This window comes from Pseudoalteromonas sp. SWN166 (assembly GCF_015864485.1).
In the GTDB taxonomy this organism is placed as follows: domain Bacteria; phylum Pseudomonadota; class Gammaproteobacteria; order Enterobacterales; family Alteromonadaceae; genus Pseudoalteromonas.
Genome location: NZ_JADYXB010000023.1, coordinates 1 through 11,899, shown reverse-complemented (window position 1 = coordinate 11,899; position 11,899 = coordinate 1). Strand labels below are relative to the sequence as shown.

Genomic DNA, 11,899 nt, shown 5'->3' with positions numbered 1-11,899 from the left:
ACCGAGCAAAGCTTCCGCGTCCTGCTCACGCCCCTTACCTACATCCTGTAGGCAACAAAGAGTTAATCGTCCCTAGGAAGAACCTATATTTTAGTCTATGTAGTACACAGCATAGCTTGAGGCAGTAACTTTAATCTCTCCAGCATGGTAGGCATCAGGTACATAGTTACTTGGTGCGCTATCAGCCATCATTACTTTTTCTGCACGCATATAAGGCTGCGACTGCACATTGAGTGGACTTAGTGATGCGCTGTACAATCCTTTTAAATCAACGCCATAATCTTCACTAAACTCTTTTGCTGCGTCACGTGCGTCTTTAATTGCTAACTTTTGCGCTTTTTTATGCAGCTCGTTGTAGTTACTTGCTAAAAATTGCGTTTGATTAATTTCGTTAATACCGTTGTTAACTAAGCTTTGTAGTAACTCAGGGTATTTATTTATATCGCTAAGCTTTACAGTTAATGTACGAGAAACCTTAAACCCTTTAAATTCTTGATTACCGGTAGTGCGGTTGTATTGGCTATCACGGTTTATTGAGATTTGCCCGGCGTTTATATCTCCCTCTTTAACACCAATTTCTTTTACGAGCTTAATTGCTTTAGCGATGGTTAAGTCGGTTTTATTTTTAGCCGCAATTAAGTCTTTATCAACCTCAGTAATACCTACGCTAAGTTGCACGTAATCTGGCATAGTTGTAAGGGTTGCTTCGCCTTTAACATAAATATGAGGAGTATCGGGAGTTGCAGCAGCAAGTGCATCAAAACTAAGTACATTTAAAGCCAGTGCGCTACCTAAAACGAGAGTCAGTGTTTTCATAAGTCGATCCTTTAATTTTGTTAAGGTTATTAAAGACCTTACGTGGTTATACCAACCTGCATAAATCTTTGATCAATTTAACGAATTAAATTGCACTATAACGTCGTTAAAAGTTTTTTATTTAGAACAACTAGATATAAAAACTTTTGCCTAATTCTAGCGTAATTTTCTTAACGTTAAATAGACCCCATATATAAGCAGACTGGTATTAATTAAATATGAACAAGCACAAAAAAACAGGCAATTGCCTGTTTTTTGTTTTAACTTAACATATTAAACACTGCAACGTTTATAGTTACGGTATTTTGGTAACCAGTAATTTCTGTCGATTGCTGCCCATAACGCATCATCAGTAATCTCAAGAGCAACGCCCTCTTCGATTGCTTTTTTAGCAATGGCAAATGCAATACGCTTACTTAGCGTTTCAATTTCAGTTAGGGCTGGTAATAAACTACCTTTACCTGTGTTGGCACGCGGCGATGATTCAGCAAGCATTTCGCTAGACACACTTAACATAGCATCTGTAATGCGTGTCGCTTTAGCGGCAATAACCCCTAAACCAATACCTGGAAAAATATAACTGTTGTTACATTGTGGGATTGGGAAAATTTCACCGTTGTATTCAACCGGATCAAATGGGCTACCTGTTGCAACAAGTGCCTTACCGTCTGTCCATTTAATAACATCAGCAGGATGAGCTTCTACCTGCTTAGATGGATTACTTAATGGGAAAATAATTGGCTGTTCACAACCGGCGTGCATAGCGCGAATTACTTGTTCGCTAAATAAACCAGGTTGGCCTGATACACCAATTAAAATGTCTGGTTGTGCACAGTGCATAACATCAAGAAGTGATGCGTATTCACCGCTGTATGTCCACTCACTTAAAGAGCCTTGCGGTTGTGCAAGTGCTTGTTGGAAATCGCGTAAGCCTTCCATACCTTCACTAAGCAAACCAAAACGGTCAACCATAAATACTTGGCTACGTGCCTGTGCTTCACTAATGCCTTCAAACACCATTTGGCTAATGATTTGCTCTGCAATACCACAACCGGCAGAGCCAGCGCCCACAAATACTACTTTTTGTTGACTTAGGGTTGAATTTTTAATACGACACGCAGCAAGTAAAGACCCTACTGCTACAGCCGCCGTACCTTGAATGTCATCATTAAAGCTACAAATTTCATTGCGGTAGCGCTTAAGTAGTGGCATTGCATTTGGCTGTGCAAAATCTTCAAACTGAAGTAACACATTTGGCCAACGGCGTTTAACCGCTTTAATGAATAAATCTAAAAACTCATCGTATTCGTCTTGAGCAATACGCTTATGGCGTGCACCCATGTACATAGGATCGTTTAAAAGCTTTTCGTTATTAGTACCCACATCAAGCATTACAGGCAATGTGTATGCTGGGCTTATACCACCACACGCAGTGTAAAGTGACAGTTTACCAATTGGGATACCCATGCCACCAATACCCTGATCGCCTAGGCCTAAAATACGCTCGCCATCGGTTACAACAATAACTTTTACTTTGCCTTTGGTAGCGTTTCGTAAAATGTCGTCAATTTGGTAGCGATCTTCATACGAAATAAACAAACCACGTGCGCTGCGGTAAATGTCTGAGAATTTTTCACAGGCATCACCTACTGTAGGCGTGTAAATGATTGGCATCATTTCTTCAAGATGGTCACGCACTAAACGGTAGTAAAGTGTTTCGTTATTATCTTGAATCGCACGTAAGTAAATATGCTTATTAAGATTGTCGGTAAAGCTAGAGTACTGCTGATAACAACGCTCAACTTGCTCTTCTATTGTTTCAAAGCGAGGAGGAAGTAAACCAGCAAGATTGAAATTTTCGCGTTCTTTTTTACTAAAGGCACTGCCTTTATTTAATAGCGGTGTTTCAATTAGGCCAGGGCCAGAATGATGAATATATAAGTAGTTAGGATCAGTATTAGTTGTCATATTTCCAGGCTTTAACGGAGTCTTAAGTTATGATCTGTCATTATCAGTATTAAAGGTTTAATTGCAACGACAATTAAGCTTGTCAGACCATTGAGAGAAAACACATGCGGGCTTCACTGCCCGCAAGCATATTATACATAATTTAAAATTGTATAGTGGCGTTATTATCAGTTAAATCAGATAACGCAATACCTTCACGGCGCGGATCAGCTCCGCCATATAAGGTATTATTTTTAACTTCAACTGCGTGTAAGCCTGAGTTTAAATCAATAATACGTACATTGTGGCCGCGTTTAGTAAGCGCAGGCGCAATAGCTTCTATGGCTGTGCCTTTTTCAAGGCTGGTGTAATCGTTACGATTTGTTGTACGCGGTAAGTTAATGGCGTCTTGCGCTGATAAATTCCAGTCAATAACACCCACAACAACTTGTGCAACGTAATCTATGATACGACTACCACCAGGTGAGCCTACAATTAAACGTAAGCTGCCATCTTTATTAAATACCATTACCGGTGACATAGAGCTACGCGGGCGTTTACCAGCCTCTACACGGTTTGCTACAAGTTTGCCGTTTTTACGTGGCGATAACGAAAAGTCAGTTAGTTGGTTATTTAAAATAAAGCCATTAACCATAACCGTAGAGCCAAACGCCATTTCAATTGAACTGGTCATCGACACTGCATTGCCTTTACTATCGACAATAGATACGTGCGAGGTAGACGGTAACTCGTATGAGTCATCCATTGCGTAGCTTAAGTAACCTACAGGATTACCTGCAACGGCTGGTTGGTCTGTTTCGGTAATTAATTTAGCGCGCGAGGCAATGTAATCTTTGTTTAAAAGCTCTTTTGTAGGTACTTGGGTGAAATCAGGGTCGCCCATGTACATATCGCGGTCGGCAAATGCAATACGCGATGCTTGGCTAAAGTAATGAATTGCTTTTTCGCCATTTGGCTTAAGTGCGCTCATATCTTTATGTTCAAGTAGACCAAGCATTTGTAGCACCGCTACACCACCACTACTAGGTGGTGCCATTGAACATACGTTGTACGCTCGGTATTGTATACACACAGCGTCGCGTTCTTTGCTTTTGTAATCCGCTAAGTCTTGTACGCTCAACTTACCAGGAGCAATTTTAGAGTGCTGTACGGCGTTAACCATTTGCTTAGCGTTTTCGCCTTTGTAAAACGCATCAATGCCTTGCTTTGCAATGTCTTTGTATAAGTCAGCAAGTGGTTGGTTCTTTTTAACACTACCTGCTTCAATTAATTTACCATTTGGATAAAAATATTCGTTAATAATAGGCATGCTCAACACGCCAGGGTTTAACTGGCGTGCTAATAAGCCATGTAAACGCGGCGAAATTACAAAGCCTTGCTCTGCAAGTTCAATAGCTGGTTTAAAAAGTTCTTCCCACGGCAATGTACCGTATTGCTTATGCGCGCTTGCAAAGGCATGTAAAATACCAGGTACACCAACAGAGCGCCCTCCTACTACTGCTTCAATCCATTTAACGGCTTTACCGTGCTTATCTAAAAACAGCGTTTCGTCTGCATTTGCAGGAGCTGTTTCACGGCCATCAAAGCTAGTAAGCTTATTGTTTGCTTTGTTGTAGTACATCATAAATGTACCACCGCCAATACCTGACGACTGCGGCTCAACTAAAGTAAGTACAAGCTGAGTAGCAATAGCAGCATCTACCGCACTGCCGCCTTGGGCTAAAATTTGTTGACCGGCTTTTGAAGCATATGGGTTTGCCGCAGCAACCATGTACTTATTCCCTTGCACCACTTGTTTATGGATTAATCCAGTAGCGGCTTCAGGTTCGCGAGTTTCGATTTGAGTAGGTTGTGCAATAGAAGGCAGCGTTACTGCGCACAGTCCAATGGCAAATAATGAGTTAAGTTTAAAATGCATAAAAATACTAAAAACACTTAATTACGTAGTTGTATTTGGCATCTTAAAGTTAAACGGGCACAATATGCAAAAATTTTGACTAAAAAATTACAATAAAATGCTTAATTTCCCTATTCAACCTCGTTATATATTACCGCCTATAATTTTGCTGCTTTTTAGTACCATTTTTGCTGCATTTGATTTAAATAATTTACTTGAATTTAACCGAAGCTTAATTCATGAAGGTGACCTGTGGCGAATTTTCACCAGCCAATTTGTTCATGCTAATTGGGCTCATTTGGGATTAAATGCCAGTGGTGTTTTATTAATATGGCTTTTGCATGGTGAATATACATCCCCTACTCGTTATGCGTTTAATATATGCTTGCTGGCATTATGGTGTGGACTCGGTGTGTATTGGTTTTGCCCAAGCATACATATTTACACTGGGTTAAGTGCTTTACTTCATGGCGTAATTATTTGGGGGGCAGTTAAAGATATAACCGTAGGACTTAAATCGGGTTATTTATTATTTATAGGCGTATGGATTAAAATAGCGTTTGAGCAATTTAGCGGCCCAAATGCCGATATAGGAAAACTTATTAACTCCACTGTGGCCATTGATGCACATTTAATTGGCGTTATTGGTGGAACTCTACTTGCCATACCACTGGCTATAGAGCTCTTAAAAAAGCAAAAATAGCGCATAAGCTATTGCTCCTCCAATAAAAACGCCGCGTTAGTTTATTAAACTAACGCTGCGTTTTTGTTTTTATACTTTATTTTAAGAATTAAAGCGTTTCTTTAAATAACTTATGAATACGTCGGTATTCGTCTAACCAGCTTGAAGGCTGTACAAAGCCATGTGGTTCAACTGGGAATATCGCTGTTTCAAAGTTTTGCTTTTCCAGCTCTATTAAGCGCTGTACTAAACGTACTGAATCTTGAAAAAACACGTTATCGTCAACCATGGGTGAGTTAATTAATAAACGCTTGTTTAAACCCTCAGCATAGTAAATTGGCGAGCTACGTTCATAGGCAATCGGGTCAACATCAGGATGGTTTAATATATTAGCTGTGTAACCTGTGTTGTAGTGCGCCCAATCGGTAACAGGGCGAAGTGCAGCACCCGATTGAAATAACTCTGGCGCGGTAAATAAGGCCATAAAAGTCATAAAGCCGCCGTAAGAGCCGCCATAAGTACCGACAGCTTTAGTATCAACGTTGGCATTTTGCGCCATCCATTTAACGCCATCGGCTAAATCTTGTGTTTCAGGCGTGCCCATTTGACGATAAATCGCAGTACGCCAATCGCGTCCGTAACCTTTAGACGCACGGTAATCCATATCCATTACTATATAGCCTTCATCTGCTAGTAATGAATGAAACATAAATTCACGAAAATAAACCGAAAACCCCATATGTGAATTTTGTAAGTAGCCTGCGCCGTGGTTAAAAATAACCGCTTTACGGTTTTTGCCTACTTCACCCTCTACGTAATCAGCTGGGTAGTACACTTTTGCGTATATTGGTTGATCAGTATGGCTCGATGGCACGGCTACAATTTTAGGTGCAGTTAGCTTTTTAGCTAAAAACTCATCCGACACTGTATGAGTTAAGCGCGTGGCTTTTGTATTTGCTTTAGCATCTGCTACGTAAAGCTCATTAGGCATGGTAATTGTAGAGTGCTTAAGGAGTAACTTGGTTTCATCAGGGCTTAACGTGTAGTCAGTCATGCCATTTAAGTCAGTAACTTGCTCACTCTTACCTGTTTGCGGGTTAACACGGTAAATTTCGTAAAGACCTGGGTGCTCAACATTCGCTTTATAATAAATAGCGCTGTCGTCGCTGGTAAGCGTTAAATTAGAAACTTCAAATTGGCCTTGTGTTAGCGCAGTTGCTTTACCATTTACTGGTTTTTTATAAAGCTGGCTATAACCCGACTCTTCCGATAGATAATAAAGCGTGTTTGAGTTATGCAACCAACCAAAGTCGTTAAATGCATAAGCAATCCATGCATCGTCATGTAGGCGGTGCTGCGAAACGAGTTTGTTGCTTTCAAAATCAACGGTAGCAAGCCAACGATCTTTGTTGTCCCAGGCTTCAAGCATGATAGCAACTTGTGACCCGTCATCGTTCCATACTATTGGGCTTTGCTCAAAACCCCAGTCCATAATAAGGTTAATGCCACGAGGCGCCTTTTTAGACTTATAGGTTTTACCATCACGTGCATAATTTTCTTTTTTAACTGCGGCTAAAACATCTTCATCAAAACCCGGTAAGGTACTAAAGCTAAGTGATGTTTGCTCTTTATTAGTTAAATTGATGTACACAAGCTGTGATGTTTCTTCTTTAGCATCGGCTACACGGCGGCGTGCTTTTTTAGGCTCAATAGTGGCGTCATTTGTAATGTAGTTAGGCATAATATCGCCCTCACCACGCCAATCTGTTTGCTTTTGTACAACGACTAACAGCGCATCACCATTTGATGAAAGTTGTGCTTCAGATACTTTATTACCGTCACCTAAGTAGTAAGCCGTGTTAGCAATTGAATCGTTTTGTTCATTAATTTGCTCACTGCGCGCTTGCTTATCTTTTTTGTTTTTTTGCTGAAGCGCTACAAATTTAATCAGTTTATGCTGCTCTTTAGCAATATAAGTGCTTGGCTCTTCAATGCCTTTAGGCTCATCGGCAAGCTTTAAGTTAGCAAGCTCAGTCGTTAAACCTGTTTTTAAATCAACTCTAAAAAACACATTGCCTTGGCGATAAACTAAATCGCCATTGTTTAAAAATTGTGGTTTAGATTCGCTTGCTGATGTAGCTGTAATTTGTTTAAGTTCACCCGTTTTTAGGTTTTTAACAAATACATTGCCTTTAAACGTGTAGGCCGCCATTGTTTTATTTTTTGAATAAACAGCTTTATTTGAACCCACAGTATGAAGTTTATTAAGTGCTACCTGCTCTGCTGTTTGGCTAGTAACAGATTGGCTAAATAAATCGCGTAGTGTATTACCTTGCTCTTTTTGAGCATAAATAATAGTAGCCGAATCGCTAGCCCAGTAAGCACGCTCTGGCTGATTACCCATCCAATCTGGATCGGCCATTGCTTGTTCTAGCGTTATTTTTTGTGAGCCGATATCTGCTGGTGTGTTTACAACCGCAGCAATCTTAGTTGCTGGTAATACACTTTGCTGTGTTGAAGAGGTGTTAGCAGTAGCGCTACAACCTGCAAGCATGACACTTGAGGCAACAGCTAAGGCCACTAACGTTTTAGATGAAGAAAAATTAAAAATCATAGTGCTTCTATACGGTTATTATAATTAAGCCGTATTTAAGCAGAAGCACTCAAGTTATTGCAATTTTTTAAGATAAATAGCTATTAAACAGGGTAAAGCTCAGTTTACTAACGCCCCCTTTATTAGTGGACGCTATTCAACTATTAAATCAAGCCACACCAGTCGATGATCGCTTGAAGCGTTTCTGTCCTTAATTAAACGATATTCATCGCTAGTTTTAGTTGGCCAAAACACACCACCGTCTTTAATTTTTAAGCCGTAGTTTGACGGTAGTACGTAATCAACACGCGCTTGCCAATTAGCACTGTAATTTTGTGCATAAGGTACATCGTATTGCTCTTTAGCGCCTTCACTTTTTGGAACAAATTGAGCGTTAATAAGTGGGTTTTTAAGTAGTTGATCGGTGGTATTTGTACGCGCTTTATCGCCCTCTGGTGCGGCATTTAAATCACCTAAAATAACAAAACGAGAGTAAGTTTTTAATCCGCCTTTTTGGCCTTTATCATCGTAAATATACTTGGCGTTTGATACATAGTCAGCAATTAGCCTTACTTCATCGTGGTTACGCTTGCCGTTCCTGTCTTCTTCGCCATCAAATACAGGCGGTGTTGGGTGAGATGCAATAACATGAACGGTTTTATCATTTACGTTAATAGGTAAATCCCAAAACGATTTAGAGCTGAGCCTAAGTGCTTGCCATTCTTGTGCGTTATACCAGTTTTCGCCTGTTTTAGGCATCACTGGCATTAGTGCATTTGGCATGTCTTTATATTTAAAGGTTTGAAGAGTTCTTACTTTATCAAAATCGATTGGGTATTTTGACAAAATTGCCATACCATAATGGCCTTCAAAAAAGCCAAAGCCTTGTGCATCGCCCATCACGCCATTTTTTTTGCCATCATTATCTAAATCAAACTCGGTGGCTAGGCCTGTATTTACTGGGGCTATATAAGAGTAAGGGTAGTTAATAGCCGCTTGTTTTTGCTGACCTACATTTAAATAATGTTTATTAAAGTATTCAATGCCCTGCTCTTTTGGGATGTAATCAAATTCGTTAAGTAAAATAATGTCAGGGTGAACACGTTGAATAATTTCGGCTATGTTTTTAATTTGCTGGTGGTTTGCTTTAAGTGCGTTAGCTAAAGCATCACTTTTAATTTGCTCACCTTTAGGCGTGTGATTAGTTGCATCCATACTTACATTAAATGTAGCAACACGAAGAGAGTCTGATGCAAATGCACTGTTACTAAAAAAAGTACTAAAAGAAGCGGCAACAAGTAGTGCGCTATAAATTGCTTTAAGTTTCATTAAATAATTTCACTGTAAAATTTTAGACTCAATCATTATTTCACAAACTGGGTATCCACGCGCCTTTTTTAAACATAAAAAAGCCGAGCAAGCTCGGCATTTAATAAAACGAGTATTTAGCCGTTTAATGAAGGATTAAATTAGCTGCCGCTTTTAAAATACCTGGGTAGTCTTGCTCAGGTAAATATTCAGTAAGCTCACCTAATTTATCTGCTAGGTCGTTCATGCTAGTGGCCGATACGTTTATATGGCCCATTTTACGACCTGGTTTTGCAGTTTTACCGTACCAATGGCTAGTCACATCTGCGTATTTTAGTACGTCAGCTGGAATACTAGGTTGCCCTAGTACGTTTATCATCGCGGTAATGTGTTTAAGCTCTGTATTACCAAGCGGTAAACCTGCTACAGCACGCATGTGGTTTTCAAACTGCGAACAGTGACAACCTTGCTGCGTCCAGTGGCCTGAGTTATGTACACGCGGTGCAATTTCGTTTACGAGTAACGTGCCTTGTACATCAAAAAATTCAATAGCTAGTACGCCAACATAGTTAAGTTCGTTTGCTATTTGAGTAAATGCATCGTTTGCTTGAGCTTCAACGCTGCGATTGTTTTTACCCGCAATAGATAAAGTTAACACACCATTTGTATGCTCGTTTTCTGTTAGCGGATAAATAGCAACATTACCGTGTTTATCGCGCGCACCAATAATAGAGACTTCACGATCAAACGGGATCATTTTTTCAGCAATAATTGTATGTGGCGCAAGCTCTGTGCCCGATGCAATAAAATCAGCCATTTGTGACCAAATTTCGTCTATTTGATCATCTGACTTTAATCGCCATTGACCTTTTCCATCGTAACCTGCTTGGCATGTTTTAATAACAAGTGGCTTACCTAGGGTTTTAACGGCAAGTTCTAAATGCGCTTTTTCAGTAATTAATTGGTACGGCGCACAAGTTACGTTTGTTTTATCAAGCAATGCTTTTTCAAGCGAGCGATCGCCACCGGTTTTAATAGCGGCTTTTCCTGGGTAAAACTTATTGCTGTTACAGCAAAGTGTTAGTACGTCATCAGGAATGTGCTCAAACTCGGCAGTAATTGCATCTGCGTTTGAAATTGCTTGCTCAAGTGATGTGGTATAAACCTCGCCAGTTAGCGGGTGTATAATTTGCTTGCTGCCTACATCGTACGCCACTACGTTTAAATTAAGCGGCGCGCCTGCAAGGCTCATCATACGTGCAAGTTGCCCTGCACCTAATATTAAAATATTCATTATTACTCTGCAGGGTTTGGGTTAGCTAATATAGTGTCGGTTTGCGCTTTACGAAACGCTTCAATTTTTGCAAAAATTTCTGGATTTTGACACCCTAAAATTTGTGCAGCTAGTAAACCTGCGTTTGCAGCGCCCGGCTCACCAATGGCAAGCGTACCAACAGCAACACCTTTAGGCATTTGGCAAATAGATAAAAGTGAATCAACACCATTTAATGCTTTTGATTTTACAGGTACGCCCAGTACAGGAAGCGATGTAAAAGCAGCAGCCATACCCGGTAAATGCGCAGCGCCGCCAGCGCCTGCAATAATCACTTTAATACCACGTTCTGCGGCTGAACTTGCATAATCAGCAAGTAATTGAGGAGTGCGGTGTGCAGACACGACTTTAGTTTCGTACTTAATGCCAAAATGCTCTAGCATAAGTGCTGCATGTTCCATGGTTGGCCAATCTGATTTAGAACCCATAATAATGCCAACAGTCATAAATACTCCTCAGTAATGTATTTTTCAAAATAGCGGACTTATGTCCGGTTTTAGGCGGGTATTATACCCAAACGCCGTTTAATTGCGACTCACAAAAACAAAAAAAGCCATGTTTAAACATGGCTTTTTAGAATTAACGGGTAGATAACCTGAACTCTGGTTAAGAGATTTACTAACGTGTTGAATCATGGTGATATTTAAATTTATCTTCTCTAGCCAGAGATTTTCAGTGAAAACAAGGCGAATTTACGCGTCAATAGCTAGCCTATTGCAAGTAAATTCAACGCAGTTAGCGCTGAAAATAGCGGCTCGATATAGGTTTATTATCCAGAGTTCATATATGGTCTCCTCCAGTATTGCAAGGTGTCATTCAACGATAGCAGGGACAGGTTTGCTGTCATATATACGGTCTTTTAGTGAAGATTATTACTTCTGACCTTGATGTAATCCGCGCATATTGTCCTGATCAGGTTATCGGTATTTACTACCACTGAACTCTATAGGTTTTCAATATGCAGGTTTGACCTGTTATGTCATCGTTTTAGTCACTTACGCAATTCTTTGAAGAGTATTTATACGGGTGAGTAACTCTCACCTGAAGCGCTAATAGCCCAAGCCATTCTCGCCATCTTGTTGGCATAAGCTACACATGCTCGATTATGCCCTCGAGTTTGAACTAGTCGGTTTATCCATTGACTTAATTTATCATTCTTCGTTTTTGCTCTGGAGACAACCGCTTTTGCTCCTTGGATCAACAGGCACCTTAAGTAGCTATTTCCTCGCTTACTTATCCCAAGTAAAGTATCTTTTCCGCCACTACTGTGTTGACGCGGAACGATACCTAAAGACGCTGAAA

General features: G+C 40.2%; 9 protein-coding genes. 1 reads left to right on the top strand and 8 read right to left on the bottom strand.

Annotated elements, in window-relative coordinates:
- Window positions 1-90: 90 nt before the first annotated feature.
- The 3 genes from I6F49_RS13755 to ggt form a co-directional block, all read right to left on the bottom strand.
- The gene (locus tag I6F49_RS13755) at window positions 91-816 is read right to left on the bottom strand and encodes an SIMPL domain-containing protein (protein ID WP_197181025.1); all 726 of its coding nucleotides are present in this window, start codon (window positions 814-816) and stop codon (window positions 91-93) included.
- Between the two features lie 273 nt (window positions 817-1,089).
- Entirely contained in the window at window positions 1,090-2,784 is a 1,695-nt protein-coding gene (locus I6F49_RS13750; protein WP_197181023.1) for an NAD-dependent malic enzyme, read from the bottom strand.
- 142 nt (window positions 2,785-2,926) lie between these two features.
- Window positions 2,927-4,702, bottom strand: coding sequence for a gamma-glutamyltransferase (gene ggt, locus I6F49_RS13745; protein ID WP_197181021.1), 1,776 nt, complete (start codon window positions 4,700-4,702; stop codon window positions 2,927-2,929).
- A gap of 97 nt (window positions 4,703-4,799) precedes the next feature.
- On the opposite strand from ggt, the gene rrtA reads away from it, so the two are divergent.
- Window positions 4,800-5,384, top strand: a complete 585-nt coding sequence (gene rrtA, locus I6F49_RS13740; protein WP_197181019.1) for a rhombosortase — start codon at window positions 4,800-4,802, stop codon at window positions 5,382-5,384.
- A gap of 88 nt (window positions 5,385-5,472) precedes the next feature.
- On the opposite strand, the gene I6F49_RS13735 is transcribed toward rrtA, so the two are convergent.
- The 5 genes from I6F49_RS13735 to I6F49_RS13715 all read right to left on the bottom strand — a co-directional run.
- Window positions 5,473-7,977: a S9 family peptidase gene (locus I6F49_RS13735; protein WP_197181017.1), complete on the bottom strand. Its 2,505-nt coding sequence runs from the start codon at window positions 7,975-7,977 to the stop codon at window positions 5,473-5,475.
- Window positions 7,978-8,109: 132 nt separating this feature from the next.
- The gene (locus I6F49_RS13730; protein WP_197181015.1) at window positions 8,110-9,285 is read right to left on the bottom strand and encodes an endonuclease/exonuclease/phosphatase family protein; all 1,176 of its coding nucleotides are present in this window, start codon (window positions 9,283-9,285) and stop codon (window positions 8,110-8,112) included.
- Between the two features lie 124 nt (window positions 9,286-9,409).
- Window positions 9,410-10,558: a 5-(carboxyamino)imidazole ribonucleotide synthase gene (locus tag I6F49_RS13725; protein ID WP_197181013.1), complete on the bottom strand. Its 1,149-nt coding sequence runs from the start codon at window positions 10,556-10,558 to the stop codon at window positions 9,410-9,412.
- A gap of 2 nt (window positions 10,559-10,560) precedes the next feature.
- Window positions 10,561-11,043: a 5-(carboxyamino)imidazole ribonucleotide mutase gene (purE, locus tag I6F49_RS13720; RefSeq protein ID WP_002962540.1), complete on the bottom strand. Its 483-nt coding sequence runs from the start codon at window positions 11,041-11,043 to the stop codon at window positions 10,561-10,563.
- Between the two features lie 572 nt (window positions 11,044-11,615).
- Window positions 11,616-11,899, bottom strand: a 284-nt coding sequence (locus I6F49_RS13715) for a transposase (protein ID WP_197181011.1), incomplete at its 5' end; no start/stop codon positions are given.